Source organism: Paenibacillus sp. Marseille-P2973 (assembly GCF_018101095.1).
GTDB lineage: Bacteria > Bacillota > Bacilli > Paenibacillales > Paenibacillaceae > Fontibacillus > Fontibacillus vini.
Genome location: NZ_JAGQEH010000005.1, coordinates 203,468 through 224,858, shown reverse-complemented (window position 1 = coordinate 224,858; position 21,391 = coordinate 203,468). Strand labels below are relative to the sequence as shown.

The following is a 21,391-nucleotide window of genomic DNA, read 5'->3' as shown; positions in this document are numbered from 1 at the left end:
AATAAGGAGCAAACGACCAAGGAGGGATTCATTTCATGCTACGGACGAAAATCATTTGTACGCTGGGGCCGGCATGCGACCGGCCGGAAATCCTGAAGGAGATGATTCAGGCGGGGATGACTGTCGGGCGGCTGAACATGGCCCACGGGGAGCCGGAAGAGCATGCGCGGCGGATCGAAGGTGTCCGTCAGGCTGCGCGGGAATTGGACACGTTTATTCCGATCATGATGGATATCAAGGGACCTGAAGTGCGGATCGGGAAACTGAAGGAAGCATCCTGCCAATTGATTGCGGGAGAGGAACTCATCCTGACGACGGAAGAGATCGAGGGAGACGCCCGCCGGATTTCCGTCAACTACCCGGAGATGCCGAAGGTGGTACATGAGAACGACCGGATTCTGATCGACGACGGCCTCGTAGAGCTGCGGGTGCTCTCCGTAGAAGGCTCGGAGATCACCTGCCGCATTATCAGCGGAGGGACGCTCAAGCCTCGCAAAGGCGTGAACCTGCCGGGGATCAAAACGACCCTGCCTGGCGTAACCGAACGGGATATCCGCCATATCGGCTTCGGCTTGGAACAGAATATCGAAATGATTGCGGTCTCGTTTGTCAGAAAAGGCGACGATATCCGTGAGGTCCGCCGGATTCTGGATGAGCGCGGCGCAGGCCATGTACAGATTATTTCGAAGATTGAGAATGAGGAAGGCATCGAGCATTTGGACGACATTCTGGAAGCTTCGGACGGCATTATGGTAGCCCGTGGTGATCTTGGGGTCGAGGTTCCGGTCGAAAACGTACCGATGATGCAGAAGGAAATGATCGACAAGTGTAACCTTGCCGGCAAACCCGTCATCGTGGCTACGCATATGCTGGAGTCGATGCAGGTCAACCCGCGTCCGACGCGTGCCGAAGTCAGCGATGTTTACAACGCCGTTATGCAGGGAGCCGACGTGGTCATGCTGTCCGGAGAGTCCGCTGCGGGGAAATATCCGGTTCAATCCGTCCGGACGATGGCCAGAGTGGCCCATCAGGCTGAGGCGATGATCGATTACTACGATCAATTCGACCGCAAAAGAAAACAGCATGCCACCAACATCACCGAAGTGATCAGCCAAAGCGCAGTCAGCGCTTCGCTTGAACTCGACGCTAAGGCCATTATCACCTCCACGGGGAGCGGCTTTACGGCGAGAATGATCTCGAAGTACCGCCCGAAGGCTCCGATCTTGGCAATTACGCATGACGTGCACGTACTCTCAAAGGTGTGTCTGCTGTCAGGGGTATTTCCATTTCAGGGGGAGCAGGTGTCCGCTGTGGATGAGATGTTCGATTCGGCGATTCGAAGCGCTTTGAAGACAGGATATGTAACTCCCGGTGATATGGTGGTACTTTCCGCCGGATTGCCGCTTGGTCAAGCGGGAACGACCAACCTGATTCAAATTCAACAGGTAAAGCCTTGAGTGCTTTTTCAAGGTTAGAAAGACCTCCAAATTTCCGGTCATTCCGGGATCTGGAGGTCTTTCAATTTAATTTGCACCCGCGTTATCATGATGTCTTTCCTGGACTTTTTGAAAACATATTCCGGACGCCATGCACGCCGAGGAGAAGCAGCGGCAATCCAATGCTAATGATGATAATATACGGGGTCCAAATCCTCTTGTCCCAATCATGTTTAAAAGGAATATTAGGATAAATGAAGACCGCCAAAGAGACCATAATCCATCCGATTGGCAGGACCAGCGGCTGATAGTTTTTAATATTAAATAACTGGCTTATGCCGGTAACAATAGCGTACATATATACAGTGATGCGAAAGAATAAGGTAATGAACCACATTACAGCCATGATCGCCTCTATGCGCTGAAGGAAATTACCGATATTGATTTTTTGGGCGAGCATATAACTAGGATATGCGCTTTTTGCCGCTAGATCCGGACCCAGCACTAGAATTGTCAATGCAATAACGATAATAAGCACCCCTCCCCCCAACAGGCTCCCGATATAAACCGCTTTTGGGGCATCTTGCGGGCGGGCGACAGATGATGGATAGAACATCAGCAGGACAATATGCGGCAAATAGGCAATGCTTAAAAAAGAAAGTACAGCCGGGAAGATCGGACCTGTTCCGTGCTCGAGAATAGGCATCGCCCTCTCCCATTTAACGATTGACAACAACAGAACCGTCATGGATAGAAAAAGCAGAAGGAACCATGGAAACAGCAGCTCAGCGGACCTGGCCAGCACTTCAATCCCTAATCGGATGCCCAATACAATAATGGCTCCGAAGAGAAGCAGAATCGCCTGAATGGGAGTTTCGGGGAGGATCTGGATGATCATGAAGCTGCCGATATCGTACATTACCGTGACGGGTCCGCCCAAAAATAAGGTAACCAGAAACAAAAGATTAACCGTTTTGCCGACCCATTTTCCAAGCAGCTTCTCGGACATTTGCAATAAGTTCGTTCCTGGATACATTCGCGAGAGTTGATGATGCAGCGCCAGGATGAGAAGGCCGAACCCCAACCCGGCCAACGCGGCGATCCAGGCATCCTGCTTGGCAATGTTGGCCACGCTGGAGGGAATGATCAGAATAGCGCTGCCGATCGTGTAGAGGGCAGTTAAAATGCTGAGCTGACGTAATGAAATTTTTACTTCCGGCATGTTCCTGCCCCCTTCCTTATTGGATCAAACCCATCGCGGAGAGAAGATCGCTGAACGGTTTGATGATCATCGCAATCCATATCAAAGGTGTGGGGATTTCGGTCATGAAGCTCTGGGCCAGGCTAAGCCCAATACCAATCAGCAATAAGACCGAGAACCCCCAGATTTCCCGGCGTTCCCCTTCCCGGATCATTCGGGGGAATTCGAGCCAGGATATTAACGCGGCGGACACTAAAATAAAAACAATATTCAGCATGGTTATTCCTCACTCCTTGAGTTCGTTCAAGAAGGAATTACCGGTAGTTCCGTTCCGGCGGATTGTGTAGTCAACCTGAATATGAGTTTTCAAGTTCGGAAAATAGTATTCGTTCCAATCTTCCTTCATTTTTGCCCACACCCTTGGATGTGAACGGCGGAGTACTTCCCCGAAGCCGAAAATATCCACTTTGTACTCCTTTTGCACTTTCGCGATTACCGATTCCAGGAGGCCCGTGACCTTTTCTTCCATCCGGGTTTCTAACTCTGTGATCGTTTCCGGTTTAGTTAGATCCAGGCCTCGGCACTCCACGGAAGCTACATTGGCCTCGACGTACAACTTGATGTCCATCTCAGGGCGCGAATCGACAATCTTTCCCTTGGTCTTCGTATTTGTTCTCAGTATTTCCAATACCACTTTTCCTTGGTTTTTACATCGTTCGAAGCCCACCGAGCTTTTCACTTCTCCTATCAGAAACCGGTATCCGCGGCTATCCTTCTCGTCTAACCAGCCGATCAGTTTGTCCAGCTTAAAGACGGCGAGACCGGAATATTGCAGTTGACTGGGCGTATAGATATTTAATATGTTTTCCTTGGTCTGCCCTATATTCCTGTCACCGCTAATCTCCAAGCCAGTCAGGACAGGGTGTTTACCTTCCTTGATAAGATCATTGATCAATTCATCCAAGGTTACCGCTTTGCTGGGCGACCAGGCTTTTGCTGCGGTTTGCAGGGAATTGAACAATTTGTTGGCCGGAATGGTTTCAAGTGGGGTCATAATTTTTAAAGTTTCCTCCGCTGTTACTCCTCTGGTGACTACAAGGAAGAAATCAGTTCTAAATTCGTGATCTCTGAGCAGCAAGTCCAAAATTTCGGCGATCCCTTGGCTAGCCATGGATTCGCCGATCAGGAATACCCGGAGATGGGGGAAATATATTTTTCGCGGACTGATTTGAGTCATTCTTCGCGCCGCTTCAAATAAAGTATCGCCCTCTGTCGTAAATAAGGTTGCGGGGGCTTGGGGACTACCGGCCTTTTTCGAAGCCACCTGTCCGGGGATGGCGACCTGGACGGATAAGCGGTAACGATCACCTACCTTGTCCACGCCCGCCGCAACCGCAATGGCCAAATCGTTTAATTCCCTTCGGCTCCAACAACCACTAAGAAATAAAGAAACGGCGAGATTAAGCAGAATTAACGCCGATATTCGCTTCATCAAGTTTCACTCGCTTTCTGGCTTGAATGTTATTTCCTCTACTCTCGTGATTTTTCCGGGGGAGTACTCTTTCTGCGTGTCACATTCTTCTTATTTATAATCCTAGGGCGGGTCAGGAGCAGCCAATGCGGCAACCTAATAATTGCATCTTTTTGTCCATCGGGAATTAATGGAGCAAAAGGAGCCATATATGGAATTCCGAATGACCGCAGGCTGCATAAATGAAGAACCAGGGCAGTCACGCCGATGAAGATGCCGAAAAGTCCGAAGGAACCGGCTAGTAACATTAACGGAAAGCGAAGCATCCGAAAGGCGATGGACATGTTGAAGGAGGGGAGCACGAAACTGGATATGGCCGTAGTTGCGACTACAATAACCATGGCCGCCGAAATGATTCCCGCTTCCACGGCGGCTTGTCCAATAACGAGTGTTCCTACAATAGAAATCGCGGAGCCGATATTTTTAGGCAAACGTACACCGGCCTCTCTCAGGATTTCGAAAGTCAACTCCATCAAAATAGCCTCTACGAAGGCGGGAAAAGGAATCTGCTCGCGTTGCGATGCCAGGCCAAAAAGGAGCTGGGTCGGCAGCATTTCCTGATGAAATGTGGAAATCGCTACGTACAGGGACGGTGCCAGCAAAGAGATAAATATGCTTAAATACCGAAGTAGACGCAAGAAGCTGCTGATATCCGCGCGTTGATAATAATCCTCTGCCGCATGCAAGAAAGAGACGAAGAGGGCTGGAACCACAAGAACAAACGGCGTTCCATCCACCAAAATCACGACTTTCCCCTCCAGGAGTTCGGCCGCGACTACATCCGGCCGTTCTGTATTGTAAATCGTGGGGAAGGGGGTCAAGGTTTTATCCTGAATGATTTCTTCGATATATCCGCTCTCCAGGATCCCGTCTACATCTATGACAGCAAGCCGGTCGCGTACCTCTTGGACTATTTTCTCGTTGGCGATGCCTTGGATAAACATAATACCGACATTAGTCTGGGTGCGCCGCCCAATTTGCTGCGTTTCCAGCCGTAAGTCAGGATCTTTAATTTTCCGGCGGACTAAAGCGGTATTGGTCCGGATCGACTCGGAGAAGGCTTCGCGTGGACCGCGCACGACGTTCTCCGCCGAGGTTTCCGTGACCCCGCGGTCCTTCCACCCGGGCGTAGAGACTGAGATGCCTTTATTTAATCCTTCGAATAGAAGGATCGTATCTCCTGAGAGAAGGTCGTGCAAAAGCGATGTATAGTCCTGGACCTCGGAAAAGTCTTTTAATCCCGAAGTGATATCGTCCAAAAGGTGTTGTCCGTTCAAGGGAGAAGAACACGAAGAACCATCTTTATAACCTTCCGAAATAGAGGAGATAGGCCTCATAATTGAATTGTTAATTTCCTTTGGATCGGCAAGCCCGTCCGTGTAAATAACGGCGATTGACGGCTCTTTTGACCCCGAAACGGGTACTTCTCGAATAATAATGTCAGTGCTGTTTCCGAGCATCTTTTTGATTTGCTGTAAATTGGCCTTAAGATTGCAATTCAAGATGTCCGATGAGCTTGATTCGGGCTTAGCTGGAGATGGCGGCTCCTTAGCTGATGCTTGAGTTTTGTTGGTGAACTGATTGCTTTTTCTTCGATAGCGCATAGGTTGTCTTCCTCTCGCAAGTTGAGCTATCCCACCATTATTTCCGAAGGAATCACAAGGTAAACTTACGGGATCCGATCAATCTTTCTATCCACACACTCTCAATCCGGTATTGAGGTATACTATTTAACAGGACTGTTACGATTCGAAAAGAGGGATCACTGTGCAGAATATTAATGAAACGATGGATGCTTCAGCGATACAAAATCTGATCGACAAACAGAAGCGGCTCGTAGCTTCCGGAGGAACACGGCCTCTGGCATTCCGGATGAAGCAGCTGCAAACACTGAAATCATCCGTCAAGAAATATGAAAAAGACATCATGGAGGCGTTGAGGCAGGACTTGCGCAAATCTCAATATGAGGCGTACACCACGGAAATTGGATATTTGCTCGACAGCTTAGGCCATACGATGAAGCATCTGAAGCGTTGGATGAAGCCGAAAACAGTGCGGACCCCTGCCATGCATTTCGGCTCGAAAAGCGTAATTTACCCTGAGCCGTACGGATCGGCCCTGATCATCGGGCCGTTCAACTACCCGTTTATGCTCGTTATGGACCCGTTAGCCGGGGCGATCGCTGCCGGGAATGCGGCTGTCATCAAGCCGTCGGAATTTACCCCGCATGTGTCGGCGGTCATCGCGAAGCTGATCCGGGAGCATTTTGATGAAGATTATATACGGGTCATCGAAGGCGGAAAGGAGACGACCTCGGATCTGATACATGCCCCATTTGACCGGATTTTCTTTACAGGGAGCACGCAGGTCGGGAAGATCGTCATGAAGGCCGCCGCCGAGCATCTTGTTCCGGTTATTTTGGAACTGGGAGGCAAAAGCCCTTGTATCGTGCATAGTGACGCCGATCTCGAATTGACCGCCAAGAGAATCGTATGGGGGAAGTTTGTGAATACCGGCCAGACCTGTGTCGCCCCGGACTATGTGCTTGCCCACAAGGAGATTAAGCCTGCCCTCTTGGTTAAACTGAAAGAACAGATAACGGCCTTCTACGGGGCTGACCCCAAACAAAGCCCTGACTTTGGACGCATCGTCAACGAGCGGCATTGGGAGCGATTGACCGGACTGCTGGAGCCCTCTAAAGTCGTGACAGGTGGAGAGAGCGACCGCGGGGATTTGTACCTCGCTCCGACCTTGATGGATAAGGTGCAGTGGGAAGACAAGGTGATGGAAGAGGAGATTTTCGGGCCGATATTGCCTATTTTGGAATACGAGCATCTGGACCAGGCCATTTCGATGTTGAATTCCCGACCTAAACCGCTTGCCCTTTACTTGTTCACTGCGAATAAGGGAATCGAGCGCAACGTGATGGAGGCGGTGTCTTTTGGCGGGGGCTGCGTAAATGACACCATCTTGCATTTGGCGACACCGTATCTGCCCTTCGGCGGTGTAGGCCAATCCGGGATGGGCTCATATCATGGCAGGTACAGTTTTGAAGCCTTCTCCCATATGAAAGGTGTGCTGAAGAAATCGACGCGGGTGAAAATCAACTTTATTTTCCCGCCTTACACGGATAAGAAGCTAAACCTGATAAAAAAAGTGATGAAATAGGCCGTTTTTTGCATAGGAACGGGGACATGGTACAATTTCCAAGAGGAGGGATTACAATATGAAATTTCGCAGATTGGGAAAAACGGAGCTGAACGTGTCGGTTATCGGGATCGGAACCTGGCAATTTGGCGGAGAGTGGGGCCTGCAGTTTACGCAGGATGAAGTCGACGCCATTCTCGACAAAGGCCAGGAACTTGGCATCAACCTCATTGATACGGCCGAATGCTACGGCGATCATTTGTCCGAATCGTTTATCGGTAACTATATCGGCCGCCGCAAACGCGAGGATTGGATTATCGCGACGAAGTTCGGGCATCACTTCCATGAGCGGTTTACCCGGACCGATATGTATGGCGCCAAAGACGTGCTGGTGCAACTGGATGCTTCTTTAAAGGCGCTCCAAACCGATTACATTGACCTTTACCAATTTCATAGCGGGCCGGATGCGGCTTTTGATAGCGATGAATTGTGGACGATGCTGGACAAGCAGAAGCAAGCCGGCAAAATACGCCATCTCGGCACCTCCATCGGAAGCAATGATAACCTGCATCAGACCGAGGCTTCGACGAAAGTGAATTCCGAGGTCATTCAGGTCGTATATAACCGGTTGGACCGCGTGCCGGAGCAGCGGGTATTTCCGTCCTGCGAGCGGCAGGACCTCGGCGTGCTGGCCCGCGTACCGTTGGCGAGCGGGTACTTAAGCGGCAAATACAAGCCGGGCGCCGTGTTTGATACGACCGATGTCCGGCACCGTCACGATCCGGAGAACACGCGCCGCAAGCTCGAAGAAGTGGAGCAGATCGCACGTAACGAGGTGCCGGAAGGCATGAACATGGCCCAATGGGCACTGGCCTGGTGCCTTCGCCACCCGGCGGTCACCGCGGTGATTCCGGGCTGCAAAAACCCGGCGCAGGTGGAGTCGAACGCAAGTGCTGCGCAATTGGTAACGGAGTGATCAACATAGGAGAGGAATCGAGGTGCGGGAGCATCCGGTTCCTCTCTTTTTTTTGCTATATTCGACGTAATTCACGATCATAAACCTTACATATCACAGACAGAATCTCAAATTATATAAAAATATGACATTCTTATTGTTTTTTACTTATTTATTTACAATTTTCTAGTTGACGTTTGTAAATATTGACATTATAATTACATATAAATACATCATATGCTAGATTTTGGATAATGATTGGAGTTTTTGCCGAATTGGATAAGGGGGTGATTCGCCATTTGATTTCCACAACCACGATTCGCGCAGAAATGGAAGACCACATCAAGAGAGAAGGGGGAACCCTTCAACAATTTTCCGAACTTTCGGGTGTGAACGTCGGTACCTTAAGCGGTATATTAAATGGCAATCGGCCGATCGCCCTCGGGCAACTCGATCGTATCACGATGGCGATGGGACTCTCCGAAGGTTACTTCTATGATTTGTACGTAGATGAATGTTTTATCCCTACCGCTCCGCATTGGCGGAGACTCAGACCGTTTTTACTCCGTTGTGCGGAGATAGATCGGCTGGACTGTATTGAACAAGTGCTAGGTCGTCTGCTTGAGGATTTGAAGCAGGTCGGAGGAATCTTCGAAACGGCCGAGTTAATGTTGGAGCAGGGGTGGAAGGAAGCAGCCGCTGTTTTGTATGAAGTTGTGATCGAGAGTGAAAGATCCAATCATTCGGAGCGGCTGGCCATGAGTTATTATCGATTGTTTCAAATCTATCAATCGGACAGACTGAAGGGGTTTAAGGCAGCTTTACAATTCCTCCCTTATTGTTATCGTCTGCCGGAAGCACTAACGCTTGATGGCCTATTAATGTTAACCGAGGTGTACGCCGTTAGGTTTAATTGGGCCGAAGTTGAAAACTATGCTGATGAACTTAGTCAATTTACCTGGAAGCTGTATGAACGAAAGATCTGGAAAGACCAGGACTTTAAACCGGTTCGGCCTCTCGTATTTTATTATGGGACTGCGTATTTATATAAATCGGGTACCTATGAACTCCGGGGGATGTTTGAGGAGTCCAGAAAATGGATTGCCAAATATGCGGATCTAAGCTGGTTTGAGGGAATGGATGACGCCGGGCTTGAGGAAGTTCGACAGTTGCAAATGTTCGCCGAAGCTAATTATCTATGCGTGGATATTAAATGTGGTCAGAGTTCAAAGATCCCGGAATATGTCACCTTTTTGGAAGCGCATCCAGATGAAGTCGTCGAGGGATTAATCACTTTAATTGAATCGGCAAATCGTCATCAATTCTTTATCGACGATGTTCTTACCAAATTCTCAAATGAAATCGAACAATACAGAATCACCGGCAAGGACAACTTTTTCACCAGGAGAGCGATAGGGGAAGATGGTACAAAAGTTCCCCCGTATTTTTTTCGATACTCCGTTTTCTTTCAGAACTTTGCCCTTTATAACTTTAGGAAAGATTTGTATGAAGAGGGCTTAAAGTATATTTTATACAGCATGAATATGTCCATGAAATTAAGCAGCAAAGACATCATGGTTAATAGCATGGCATTGTTTGAAATGTATCGTCGGTATGCTTCGGAAACTCAATGCAATGAATATTATGAACTTTGTAGAAGGGTGTGGGATTATGAAAAAGAAAATGTCTTGGGTGGTTTCGGGTATGCTTATGTTTAGTTTTGCTGTTGTAGTTGCTGGACCAACGATTACTCCATTCTTCCATGGATGGGGCGGACGGTAATAATCCTTCCGATTTGAATTTCATTTTATGTAGGGTCAGCTCACAAGCTGATCCTATTTTCATCTTTTCTAAATTTGGAATTTTTTATAATATGCATAATGCCTCAACATGTATTGTTTGGCAACACTCAATAATATATTCATAGGGTGAGAGCTATGAATAATAAGGAGTATATGAAAATGAAAATTGAAAAAGAGAGACAAAAATTAAACCAATTAGCTGAACAATACGGATTGCGCCATAAGGCAGTGCTTAATCAATCTCTGCTTTTAGATAAATTGATCAATAAATACAACAAGGCCAAATACGCAGAGTTGCAAAGGAAGCAGCCGATTGCATGAAGGAAGCCCGGATGATGAAGATTCAGCAAATGATCCTTGTCCTTGGCGATAAAACTTAGAGAAGAGCTGGGCCCCGTGAAGAGGACGCAGCTCTTTTGCATGTTTCTGGAACGAAATCGCCGTTAATTGTTATTTTATAATTTTACGGCTCCGATGCCATCTCAAATCATAGTATAATGGGAAAAGTTGAGAGGTGGTTGGATGATGTCACATACAATTTTGCTGATAGAAGACGATGCTTCTATTATAGATATGCTTGCCGGGTATTTGATCAAGGAAGGATATACGGTCCGTTCCGCTAATAACGGCGAGGAAGGACTAGCTCTATTTCGAAGCGAACCCTTTGATCTGCTTGTTGTGGATATTATGATGCCCAAGCTGGACGGGATGGAGGTCATTAAGACCGTCCGGGAGACCAGTGCGGTTCCCATTCTGATTATGTCCGCCAAGGACAGCGATATCGATAAGGCGCTGGGACTTGGCTTCGGTGCCGATGACTATATTGCCAAGCCGTTTTCCTTGATTGAAATCACAGCCCGGATCAAGGCGGCGATCCGCAGATCGACCCTGTACGCCCGGCGTGAGCCGGAGGAGAAGCAGGATACGATGATCATGCTGGACCGGATGGCGATCGATCTGGATAACTACCTTGTTCGAAAAGATGAGCAAGAGGTCAAGCTGACCGCCAAAGAGGCGGAGATTCTCAAGCTGTTTCTCAAAAATCCGAATCGTGTTTTTACTAAAGCACAAATTTACGGTTTTATATGGAACGACGATTATTTGGGCGACGAGAATGTCATTAATGTACATATCCGCCGGCTGCGCGAAAAAATTGAAGAAGATCCTTCCGACCCGAAATACTTGAAAACCTTGTGGGGGATCGGATACAAGTGGGATGGACGCGAATGATGGACCTTGCGCTGATCGGCATTATTTTAATTTTGTCCGGACTTCTCTATAGACAGCATTACAAGTACAAGAAAAGAAGCCACCAGTTGGGACGGGTTCATGAAAGGCTGCAACGAATTTTGTCCGATAAGACCGGAGAAAAGCTCTTGCTCTTTACGGAAGATCCCGAGCTTAGGGTGATTCTTACTGACATCAATCAATTGCTGGAGTCCAACCAGCGTATTCTGGCGGAACGAACGGGAACCGAGCAATCGATCCGCAGGATGTTGTCCAATATCTCGCATGATTTGAATACGCCGCTTACCGTGGTTTTGGGCTACATTGAGACGATCCAGCTCGATCCGGATATGGAAGCCGGAGAGAGGGCGGAAATGCTGGTTAAAATCCGCCGGAAGGCCAATGAAGTAATGGAAATGATCCGGCAATTCTTTGATCTGGCGAAGCTGGAGTCGGGAGATCAGCCGCTGCCGCTGACCCGGGTTCTTTTGAATGAAGTGTGTCGAAGAAACATACTTGCCTTTTACGAGGTTCTGACGGGCAAAGGGATGGAAGTGGACATCCGGATTCCGGAGGAGCCGATTTACGCGTATGCCAATGAGGGCGCCCTTGACCGGATTCTGCACAATCTGATTTCAAATGCGATTCGTTACGGCAGCGACGGAAATGTCGTGGGACTGACCTTAAAACAGGATCAAGATCATGTACATATCGACGTATGGGATCGGGGAAAAGGGATTGCCGTCATTCATCAGGGCCGGGTTTTCGACCGGATGTACACGCTGGAGGATTCCCGGAACAAATCGTTCCAGGGCAGCGGCCTGGGTCTTACGATTACCAAAAGGCTCGCTCAAAACCTGGGTGGAGACGTGCATCTCTACAGTAAGCCGTACGAGAAAACTATTTTTACCGTTCAGCTGAAGCCATTCCGGTATTAGGTTGAACTGAAGCCTACAGGAAGCAGAGGGTCTGCTTTCTTTAGGCTTTTTTTAAACCATCAGGAACTTAAGAATTAAGTAAGATTTGATTAATAAATACGACCAAAACGGCTTTTACAATAAAAGTATGAAGAACAGGAAGCCAACCCAAAACAAAGGAGCGGGACGAGAGATGAGCTCGATTCTAAGAACGACGCAATTGACGAAAGTATTTCAGGGGAGAGAAGTGGTCTCCAATGTCAATATGAACATTAAGCAAGGGGAAATTTACGGATTTTTAGGGCCGAACGGCGCTGGCAAAACAACGATTATGAAAATGATCACGAATCTGGTGAAGCCCACTGGCGGAGAAATTGAGATTTTCGGGGAAAAGCTGACCCCCAAATCGTACCATCTGCTGGGACGGATGGGAACGATCATTGAGGTGCCTGTCTTTTACGACAAACTGAAAGCCAGGGAGAACCTGGAGCTGCACTGCGAGTACATGGGCTATTACAACAAGAAGTCGATCGATGATGCCTTGGAACTGGTGAATTTGACGAATATCGACAATAAGCCGGTAAAGGATTTCTCGCTGGGTATGAAGCAGAGACTGGGTATCGCCAGAGCGATTATCACCAAGCCCGAACTGCTGATTCTCGATGAACCGATCAACGGACTGGATCCCGTAGGCATTAAGGAAATTCGTGATCTGTTCAAAATGCTGTCCAAGGAGTATGGCATCACGCTGCTGGTGTCCAGCCACATCTTGGGGGAAATGGAGCAGATGGCCGATACGATCGGCGTCATCAATCACGGGCGTTTGATTGAGGAGGTTCCGATGGACCGGGTACGGGAGCGGAATACCGAATATATCGAGCTGATCGTGAGCGACAGCAAGAAGGCCGCATTCCTGTTATCGGATCAATTGAATTTGACCAATTTCAAAGTCATCGACGAGCATACGCTCCGCGTGTATGATACCCGTACTGCGCAGAATGAGATGACCAAAGTTCTGGTTGTGAACGATGTGATGATTGAGTCGATTCACAAGAAGAACAGTTCTCTGGAGGACTACTTCTTGTCCTTATTGAATGGAGGCGAATTAAGTGCTTAATTTAATGAAGCTGGAATTGAAGAAGAATAAGATTCGCGGTAATATTGTGGGCGGATTTATTGCGACCTTCCTGATCATGTTCTTTATGATCGTTCTTAATTATGATACTACGGAAGAGATACCTTTCTCCGATTACAATGCCATATTTGCTTTTATCAATACCTTTACATCCATCACGTTTACCGTATTCGCGTCCGTGCTGTTGGCCAAGTATATTATTGATGAATATAAAAGCGGTACTATCACTGTGCTATTCATGTATCCGCTGGAACGCAAAAAGCTGCTTCTTGCCAAAATCGCCGTTGTCTTCCTGTTTACGTTCCTATTCGGGATTATATCCCGTGTGGTGGCTTTTGCCGGCTTCTATTGGTATAACCAATATGCCCATTTTATTCCGGGTACCTTGGAAACCGAATTGCTGTTGCAACAGGGCGTCAGTATTCTCGTGAATTCGGTCATGGTCAGTTGCATCAGCCTGGCTTCACTCTATTTCGGGATGCGTAAGCATTCGGTTCCTGCTACGATCGTGTCGGCGATTATCATTGGATCTGTTTTGAATTCCACGAGTGGAACCAATGGTTTTACGCTAAATTCGATTATTATTATTCCCGCTACATTCGCTGTAATCGGGATCCTGGTTGCGTATTTGGCGATTCGGAACGTGGAGGTTAAGGATGTAATGTAAGGGAGGCGGAAATGGAATGCTAAATTTAATGAAACTGGAACTGCAAAAGTATAAACTTAAGGGTACCATTCTGGGAGGGGTTATCGCCATTCTCATATTCATGGGCTCCCTGATCGCGATAAACTACGACGAACCTTTGAAAAGCTACAAAGAAGCGTATCTGTTGACGAACTCCGCTTCGTTCATATTCATCATTTTTGCTTCCGTATTGTTATCGCAGTTCATTATTAATGAATACAAAAACAAAACCGTGACCGTGCTGTTCATGTACCCCTTAAGCCGGAAAAAGCTCCTGACGGCAAAGATGTCTATCGTTGTCCTGTTTACTTTTGTGTTCAGCTTGCTCTCCCGGGTAGTGATTTTCACCGGATTTTATATTTTTAATCAGTTCGCTCAGATCGTTGATGAGGAGCTAACGAATAGTATGCTGGTTAATTACGGAGCCGGGTTTCTGTCCGGGGCGGTCATGACCAGTTGTATCAGTCTTGTCCCGCTTTACTTCGGAATGCGAAAATACTCGGCGTCCGCAACTATCGTCTCCGCGGTTATCCTTATGGCGGTTTTGAATATCGGCAGCGGTACAGAGTTTACCTTGAATTCCATCGTTTATATTCCCGCAGCCTTGGCGGTGACTGGTGTCCTGGTTGCTTTGCTTACTCTCCGAAATGTGGAGGGCAAGGACGTCTTATAAAAGAATGAAACCCCATGGATGTCCACCTAAAAGTGAACATCCATGGGGTTTCTGAGTCTTTATGAGGACTTGCTGATCCTCTTATATTCGTTCGGCGTAACGCCGACGATTCGTTTGAACAGCTTGTTAAAGTAAGCCGGATCGGGGTATCCGACCTCGCTGCCGACTTCATGTATTTTCAGCTCCGCGGATTCAGCCAGCAGTTGCTTCGCCTTGCGGATCCTGACTTCTATCAGGTAGTCGGTGATGGTCAGACCGGTTTCATGCTTGAACAGCTTGCTAAGATAGCTCGGCGTTAAATACACCATACTGGCTAGATGGCTCAGGTCCGCGGGTTGGTCATAATGCTCGGCGATCCACTTCTTGACGATTTCTACGGATTTGCCGCCTTGGGCCAGCCGGCCTTCGCGGATTTGCTGCAGAGCCTCAGAGAACTCCTCCATAAAGCGGTCCTTTAGTTCATGGAACGTCAGGCAGGTCAGCAAGTATTCTTCCAACTGCAAAGGAAGTCCCGGCCCGAATATTTTAGCCCATTCCGGAAGTTCGGTGCCTGCGGTTTCTATCGCAAACCGGTAAAGCTGAAGGATGGAAGCGCGCGAAGCCTTGGCCTGCTCAAGTTCATGAAGCTGCAGCTCCAGGCTTTTCAGCGCTTGAGGAATATTTAACACTTGGACGGCTTGAGCGAGCGTCTCCCGGTTTCGCGCGAACAACCCGGCCACATCGGGCTCCAGTTCGTAAGCCGGGCTGAAGCTGGAATAGCCCCAGGCCTCCCGTCCATACATGCCGCGGTCACAGGCGGTTTTTGCCTCGTAATAGGCTCTGCCAAGTTCCGACGGATGGCTGTATCCGAGGCTCGATCCGGCCATAACAATACCCGGATGGGGGAATTGCCGGAGCGAATCCGCCAGCCTTGCTATATCGTCAGCATCCGGCAGCTCATTATAATAGCTGACCAGGGTGATGCCTTCCTCCCCGGTATCCACGGCGTCAAACCGGAATTGGGGCTGCCGCCGGAGCAGGGAGACGCTGGAATGGAGCGCCTCCATATCGCTGCCCTTAAGGACGGTTACCGAAAAATAAGGCAATGGCAAGATGAGCTCGGGAAGTCGGTCGCAGAGCGCCGGATCGCCCTTCAGGTAAGAAAGGAGGAGGCCGGAACGCAGTTGCTGCTCTTTTCCCAAGGCAAGCTCTTTGTCCTCGTCCAACTGATATAGCAAACCGAATAACTGTTTTTTGTTGATCGGTTTCAGCAAATAATCCACCGCCGAGTATCTCAGCGCCTGCCGCGCATATTCGAAATCGGTAAACCCGCTCATGATAATGCAGCGGGCTTCGGGCCGAATGCTCCTCAGTTCCTTGATCAACTCCAGACCGTCAACGAGCGGCATTCGGATATCCGTAATGACTGCGTCAAATTCCGAGTCTTGAGCAAAGTCCAGCAATTCTTGTCCGTTGGAGAAAGAACCGGTGATAAGAAACCGGTCGCTCTCTTTGCCGATCATCTTGCCTAATCCTTCGCGAATGGATAATTCGTCGTCGACAATGACAATTCGCAGCATAGCCTATTCCTCCTTTAAGCATAACTGTTCGGTTCCGGCAAAGGCATTTCCCCGGTCCTCAAAAAGCCGGAAATACGCAGAGTAACTATCGTACCTTCTCCAAGTCTGCTGCTCACGATAAGCCCCGAATTCTCTCCATAATGCAGACGAACGCGTTCATTCACATTACGCAAACCGATGCCGAATTTATCCGTCTTTCCATCCTTTAGGCTTTGATTGAGCGATGCCAGTCTTTCCTCGTCCATGCCGACCCCGTCGTCATGAATGGTGAAAATCACATCGTCCCGTTCGCTCCAGGCTGTAATCGTGATCGTTCCGGGTTCCGCCTGCTTTTCCAGTCCGTGAAAAATGGCATTCTCCACAATCGGCTGGAACACCAATTTTATGATCGGCAAGGAATGATACGTTTCAGGGATCAGGAAGCAGTAACTGATTTTCTCCGGAAATCTGAGCTGAAGCAGCTGCAAATAATTTTCCACATGCTGCAATTCTTGCTTCACGGTAACGACCTCATCGCTGCGAGTAATGCTGTAGCGGAGCAGCAGTCCAAGCAGATAGGTCAGCTCTGCGACGCGGTCGTCATCATTCAGCTCGGCCAGCATGCGGATCGATTCCAGCGTGTTATAAATAAAATGCGGATTGATTTGATTTTGCAGGGCCAGCATATCGGCCTTTTGTTTGCTCTGTTCCGTTTCGTACACTTCCTGCAGCAGGTCGCGGACCCGGCCGATCATCCGGTTGAAATGGCTGCCCAGCATCCCGATTTCATCGTTGTATTTCACATTCACCCGGACATCCAGCTTACCGCGCTGCACCTGCTTCATTAACTGGACGGTCCGCTTCATCGGCTTGGTGAGTGCATACGAGATAAACATCGCCACCAGCAGGGCAAAAGAAAGGATCGACAGCGTCATGATCATCATGGCGTTACGACTCTGCTTCATCGGAGCGAGCAGTTCCTTAAGCGGAATATACACAAGCGTCTTCCAGCCTGTACTCTCGGAAACGGTATAGACCGCCATATACGGTTCGCCGTCAATGTCCAACCGGAAGTTGCCCCGCGTCGCAGTTGCCTGGGCGAGCAGAGGGCTTCCGCTTAAATCTTTGCCTAGCTCGGCCGGATCGCTGTTATAGACGACCTTTCCAAGGTCATCCACGATCAGCGTGTCGCCATGGGTTACCGTGTTCAGGGGTTGAATAATTCCCTCGAATAAACTGATGTCGACATCGATGACGATCATTCCGATATTTTTGAGCGTGCTGACAGACTGGATGGAACGCATGACGGTAAAAACTTGCCGTTGTTCGGAAACGTTGACGCGAATCGGGTGCGTGCCGGTCAGTACTGTAGCCGTGCTGGCCTGCTCGGTCCGAACCCTCCATTCCGCCAATCTTTCGTAAGGATACAGCTCATTGACCCCAGGCTTGTTATAGTAAAAAATCGAATTGTAATGATCGATCATGTAGACGGCGGAGATTTCTTCTTTCGTGTTCGCCAGATACATAAGAAACATATTGACGCTTGAGTTCTTATCCCAATCCGTCCCCTTCTGGTCGAGATATTTTTGAACGTCCTTGTTATACAGGGGAAGGATGGTATACCGCTTCAGATCCGCAATATACCTGTCGACTTTATCCATCGCGTTGTCTGTCATTTGGCCTGCCGACGCCGTCGTGCTGGCGAGCACGGAGTTGGAATTGGTACGGTAGGAAGAGTAACTGACATAGGTGATCGGCAGCGTAATTAAAAATACGAAGATGACCACCAGTTTTTTCTGCATCGACAGATTGGCAAAAAACAGCCACGATTTCCGGAATAGATTACGGATCAGCTTGATCAAAAGAACCCCTCGTCCTTTCCTGCAGATTGCCTCCTATTTTACCGCACCGCTCGCAACTCCTTCAAAGATATATTTTTGGAGGAAAAAGTACAGCACTACGGTCGGCAGCAAAATGAGCAGGATCGCGGCGCTGATCAAATTCCAGTTGGCGATGTTAATGCCCTGGAAGCGCATCAGAACGGTCGTTACGACCCCCAAGCTCTGTTTTGGCATGTAGAGATAAGGGGTGTACATGTCGTTGTAAATACTGATGGATTTCAAAATGATCAACGTCGACGTTGCCGGCGTCAGCAGCGGGAAAATGATCGACCGGTAAATCCGGAAGAGCGAAGCGCCTTCCACCATGGCGTTCTCATCGAGATCCACCGGAATGTTGCGGATAAACTGCAAATAGAGAATGATCTGGATGACATCGGCTCCGATATACAGAATGATGGGGGCACCCATCGTGTTGTACAGTCCGAGCGACTTGATGATCCCGAAGGTAGCTACCTGGGTCGTAATGCTTGGAATAACGGTGGCAAACAGGTAAAGCCCGAACACCGCCTTTTTCATTCTGAAATTAAATCGGCCCAGCACGTAAGCAACCATCGTGCCAAACATAATGTTAAATACAAGCGCCACGCAGATAATGATCAACGTATTGCCGAAACCGCTCAGGAGGCCGCCCCGTTCAAAAACAACCTTGAAGTTCTCAAAGTTGAAGAAGCTCTTCGGCAGGGCCATGGTGCTGGCCGTGTTGAATTCCTCATCCGCTTTGAACGAGTTTACGATGACCACATAGGGAGGAAACAGGACCACAAAGACCCCGATCAGCAAAGAGAGGTACTTCAACGCGTCCGTAATCTTGAATTTTTTCGCGTTCATTTGTTGTTCCCTCCTCTGCTAAGCACGAATTGCTGAAGTCCTACTACCGCAATGACAAAGAACAAGAGGATGATGCTCATAGCGGACGCAAGACCGTAATTGTTGAAGGCGAATGCGGTTTCAACCACGCGCTGCACATAGGTTTGGCTCGCTCCGGCCGGTCCGCCCTTGGTCAGTACGAACGGCAGGTCGAAGACTTCGAGCGCTCCCGTCACGGTCAGGAACAGGTTCAACTGAATGACCGGCTTCATATTGGGCAAGGTGATGCGCCAAAAGGTTTGCCAGGCGTTAGCGCCGTCGATTTTGGACGCCTCGTAAATGTCCTTCGGAATAGCCTGCAGAGATGCGATATAGATGACCATGTTATAGCCCATAAACCGCCACAGGCCGGTCGAGGCAAGCGAGTAGTTGACGAGTCCGGCGGTGCCGAGCCAGCTGGTTTCGCCCAGCTTGGTCAGCCCGATACTGTTCAGGAACAAATTCAACGAGCCCTGTGTAGTATCAAATACATAGCCGAACATAAAAGCTACGGCAACGCCATTCATAATGTAGGGCAGGAACAGGAGCAGCCGGAAGCCGTTTCTTCCGCGGAGCTTGCCGTTCAGCACCACGGCGAAATAAATCGCCACGACGTTCTGGATTAATCCCATGACAAAATAGGCGAAGTTATGAGTAAAGACCCCGAAGATATCGGGATTCGAGAATACTTCCTTATAGTTATCCAATCCAACCCAAGGTTTCTCCGGGCTGTATCCGTCCCAATCCGTGAAGCTGAAGAAGACGAGCTTGGCGGCCGGGTAATAGGTGAAGAGCAGCAACAAGGCTACCGGTATGAGCAGGAATGTAAATATGATGATATTTTTTTGTCTGTTGTAGGTCATAGTCCTGAACATTCCTTAAATCCCTTCTTTCCGCGTCTGATGATTGAAAGCAAAATGGATTATCGCCACCGATAACCCATTTTGCCTGAAGATTAATAACCGAGCTCTTTTTTAGCTTTGGCCCACGCTTTGTTCCACTTGTCGAGAACCGCTTGAGGGTCCTTGGCAAGTACGAATTCCTGTGCGATTGCAGGCAAATCGATTTGGGCTTTGTTCGAGATTTCGATGACCTTCGGATCATCAGCTACGCCTTCTTGCATCTCCACGCCGGTTGCCTGGAATTCAGCCAATTGCGAAAGCTTGGATTCCCGGCCTTTCAGCGGAGAAATAAAGCCTGCGAAATCTTCATAGCCGGATTCTTCAATCATCCAAGTCAGGAAAGCTTTGGTTGCTTCCAGGTTCTTGCTGTCTTTGTTTACCGCGTAGAAAAAGTCAGGGTTAAACGGAGCTCTGTTCGAGCCGGAGTTGTCAAACGGAAGCGGGAAGAAACCGATGTTGTCGGATTCGGCACCTACGCCGATAACTTGGTTGATAACCCAGTTGCCAAGGAAGTACATAGCCATTTTGCCGTTAGCGATATCTTTTTTGGATTGTTCCCAGTTGGTGGAGTTGATGTCTTTTTCCAGATAACCTTTGTCGTTCAGCGTTTTTAACAGCATCATAGCTTTGCCGTAGCCGTTGTCCATGGAGAACGGAGCTTCCATATTGATTCTTTCGTTAGGGAAATCCTTGTTGTTCTCGATGATGCGCGGCATATCGTATACCCAGCTTCCGAGCGGCCATTTATCCTTAAAGTTGGAAGAGAGCGGGATGACGCCGTTTTGTTTGAGCTTCTCGCAAGCGGCAAGGAAATCGTCCCAGGTTTTCGGGACTTCCGTAATTCCGGCATCGGCGAACGCCTTTTTGTTATACACGATCCCGGAAGTCGAGTTACCGGTAGTGATTCCGTAAAGCTTGCCGTCATACGATTTAAAGTCTTTGAAGGTCAGCTCGCTGCTGAACTGCAAGTCATCGAGCGAAGCGAAATATTTGGGAAGATCGGAATTCGGAATGTCCGGAATGAACATCAGGTCCGGCAACTCTCCGCTGGCCATTCGTACTTTGATTTGCTGATTGTAATCGGTTTGGCTTGCTTCGAATTCGATTTTGATATCGGGATATTTCTCGTTAAAACGTTTGACGTATTCGTCGTACTCCTTGCCGATCATATCCGTGCGGTTCGTCAGGAAAGTGACCTTGCCGCTAAGCTTTTCCGCCGTTCCTTCGCCGCTGTTAGCTCCGGAGTTTTCCCCTGCGGATTGGTTCGTGTTCGATTTGCCGGTATTTCCGCTGTTTCCGGACTTGCTGTTTCCGTTATTGCCGCCGCAGCCGGCCAGGATGGCGGATAATGAGAAAACCATCAGAAATGTAAGTAGAATGCCTTTCTTCATGCTTCGATCGCCCCTCTTTTATGGTATTTGTTAGCGCTTACAGTTAAATTGTATACTACTTGTTAGGGGACTTTAAATGTGCTGAGTTATTTTTTATTGTCCTG

General features: G+C 48.7%; 19 protein-coding genes. 10 read left to right on the top strand and 9 right to left on the bottom strand.

Annotated features, from left to right (window positions below; genetic code table 11):
• The first annotated feature begins 35 nt into the window (after positions 1-35).
• On the top strand, positions 36-1,457 hold the full coding sequence (gene pyk, locus KB559_RS12985) for a pyruvate kinase (RefSeq protein WP_211022358.1): 1,422 nt from the start codon (positions 36-38) through the stop codon (positions 1,455-1,457).
• A gap of 85 nt (positions 1,458-1,542) precedes the next feature.
• Here the strand turns inward: pyk and KB559_RS12980 are convergent, their stop codons facing one another.
• The 4 genes from KB559_RS12980 to KB559_RS12965 are packed head-to-tail and all read right to left on the bottom strand — an operon-like array spanning position 1,543 to position 5,772.
• On the bottom strand, positions 1,543-2,658 hold the full coding sequence (locus tag KB559_RS12980; protein ID WP_211022357.1) for a GerAB/ArcD/ProY family transporter: 1,116 nt from the start codon (positions 2,656-2,658) through the stop codon (positions 1,543-1,545).
• A gap of 16 nt (positions 2,659-2,674) precedes the next feature.
• Positions 2,675-2,914: a hypothetical protein gene (locus KB559_RS12975; protein WP_211022356.1), complete on the bottom strand. Its 240-nt coding sequence runs from the start codon at positions 2,912-2,914 to the stop codon at positions 2,675-2,677.
• A gap of 9 nt (positions 2,915-2,923) precedes the next feature.
• The gene (locus tag KB559_RS12970) at positions 2,924-4,129 is read right to left on the bottom strand and encodes a Ger(x)C family spore germination protein (protein WP_211022355.1); all 1,206 of its coding nucleotides are present in this window, start codon (positions 4,127-4,129) and stop codon (positions 2,924-2,926) included.
• A gap of 38 nt (positions 4,130-4,167) precedes the next feature.
• Positions 4,168-5,772: a spore germination protein gene (locus tag KB559_RS12965; RefSeq protein WP_211022354.1), complete on the bottom strand. Its 1,605-nt coding sequence runs from the start codon at positions 5,770-5,772 to the stop codon at positions 4,168-4,170.
• A gap of 184 nt (positions 5,773-5,956) precedes the next feature.
• Here KB559_RS12965 and KB559_RS12960 point away from each other — a divergent pair, with 184 nt between their 5' ends.
• The 9 genes from KB559_RS12960 to KB559_RS12920 all read left to right on the top strand — a co-directional run bounded on the left by KB559_RS12960 (position 5,957) and on the right by KB559_RS12920 (position 14,709).
• The gene (locus KB559_RS12960) at positions 5,957-7,336 is read left to right on the top strand and encodes an aldehyde dehydrogenase (RefSeq protein WP_211022537.1); all 1,380 of its coding nucleotides are present in this window, start codon (positions 5,957-5,959) and stop codon (positions 7,334-7,336) included.
• A 58-nt stretch (positions 7,337-7,394) separates the two neighbouring features.
• Entirely contained in the window at positions 7,395-8,291 is an 897-nt protein-coding gene (locus KB559_RS12955; RefSeq protein WP_211022353.1) for an aldo/keto reductase, read from the top strand.
• 233 nt (positions 8,292-8,524) lie between these two features.
• Positions 8,525-9,988 (top strand): helix-turn-helix transcriptional regulator, encoded by a 1,464-nt coding sequence (locus KB559_RS12950; RefSeq protein ID WP_211022352.1) that lies wholly within the window; start codon positions 8,525-8,527, stop codon positions 9,986-9,988.
• A 243-nt stretch (positions 9,989-10,231) separates the two neighbouring features.
• Positions 10,232-10,393 carry an aspartyl-phosphate phosphatase Spo0E family protein gene (locus KB559_RS12945; protein WP_247681787.1) on the top strand — a complete coding sequence of 54 codons (162 nt, stop codon included), beginning with the start codon at positions 10,232-10,234 and terminating at the stop codon, positions 10,391-10,393.
• Between the two features lie 204 nt (positions 10,394-10,597).
• Positions 10,598-11,302, top strand: a complete 705-nt coding sequence (locus KB559_RS12940; protein ID WP_282103155.1) for a response regulator transcription factor — start codon at positions 10,598-10,600, stop codon at positions 11,300-11,302.
• The gene (locus tag KB559_RS12935; protein WP_348772915.1) at positions 11,284-12,237 is read left to right on the top strand and encodes a sensor histidine kinase; all 954 of its coding nucleotides are present in this window, start codon (positions 11,284-11,286) and stop codon (positions 12,235-12,237) included. Before KB559_RS12940 ends, KB559_RS12935 begins: the two co-directional genes overlap by 19 nt.
• Positions 12,238-12,409: 172 nt before the next feature.
• On the top strand, positions 12,410-13,333 hold the full coding sequence (locus tag KB559_RS12930) for an ABC transporter ATP-binding protein (protein WP_211022350.1): 924 nt from the start codon (positions 12,410-12,412) through the stop codon (positions 13,331-13,333).
• On the top strand, positions 13,326-14,018 hold the full coding sequence (locus tag KB559_RS12925) for an ABC transporter permease (RefSeq protein ID WP_211022349.1): 693 nt from the start codon (positions 13,326-13,328) through the stop codon (positions 14,016-14,018). Before KB559_RS12930 ends, KB559_RS12925 begins: the two co-directional genes overlap by 8 nt.
• Positions 14,019-14,034: 16 nt before the next feature.
• Complete coding sequence (locus KB559_RS12920; RefSeq protein WP_211022348.1) at positions 14,035-14,709, top strand: ABC transporter permease; 675 nt, start codon at positions 14,035-14,037, stop codon at positions 14,707-14,709.
• 59 nt (positions 14,710-14,768) lie between these two features.
• Here the strand turns inward: KB559_RS12920 and KB559_RS12915 are convergent, their stop codons facing one another.
• The 5 genes from KB559_RS12915 to KB559_RS12895 form a co-directional block, all read right to left on the bottom strand.
• Entirely contained in the window at positions 14,769-16,268 is a 1,500-nt protein-coding gene (locus KB559_RS12915; protein ID WP_211022347.1) for a response regulator transcription factor, read from the bottom strand.
• A gap of 14 nt (positions 16,269-16,282) precedes the next feature.
• Positions 16,283-18,109, bottom strand: coding sequence for a cache domain-containing sensor histidine kinase (locus tag KB559_RS12910; RefSeq protein WP_247681786.1), 1,827 nt, complete (start codon positions 18,107-18,109; stop codon positions 16,283-16,285).
• A 33-nt stretch (positions 18,110-18,142) separates the two neighbouring features.
• A complete protein-coding gene (locus KB559_RS12905) occupies positions 18,143-18,976 on the bottom strand; it encodes a carbohydrate ABC transporter permease (protein ID WP_211022346.1) in 834 nt (277 codons plus the stop codon).
• Positions 18,973-19,857 carry a carbohydrate ABC transporter permease gene (locus tag KB559_RS12900; RefSeq protein ID WP_481856461.1) on the bottom strand — a complete coding sequence of 295 codons (885 nt, stop codon included), beginning with the start codon at positions 19,855-19,857 and terminating at the stop codon, positions 18,973-18,975. The genes KB559_RS12905 and KB559_RS12900 overlap by 4 nt, the downstream gene beginning before the upstream one ends.
• Positions 19,858-19,949: 92 nt before the next feature.
• A complete protein-coding gene (locus KB559_RS12895; RefSeq protein ID WP_211022344.1) occupies positions 19,950-21,287 on the bottom strand; it encodes an ABC transporter substrate-binding protein in 1,338 nt (445 codons plus the stop codon).
• Positions 21,288-21,391 lie beyond the last annotated feature (104 nt).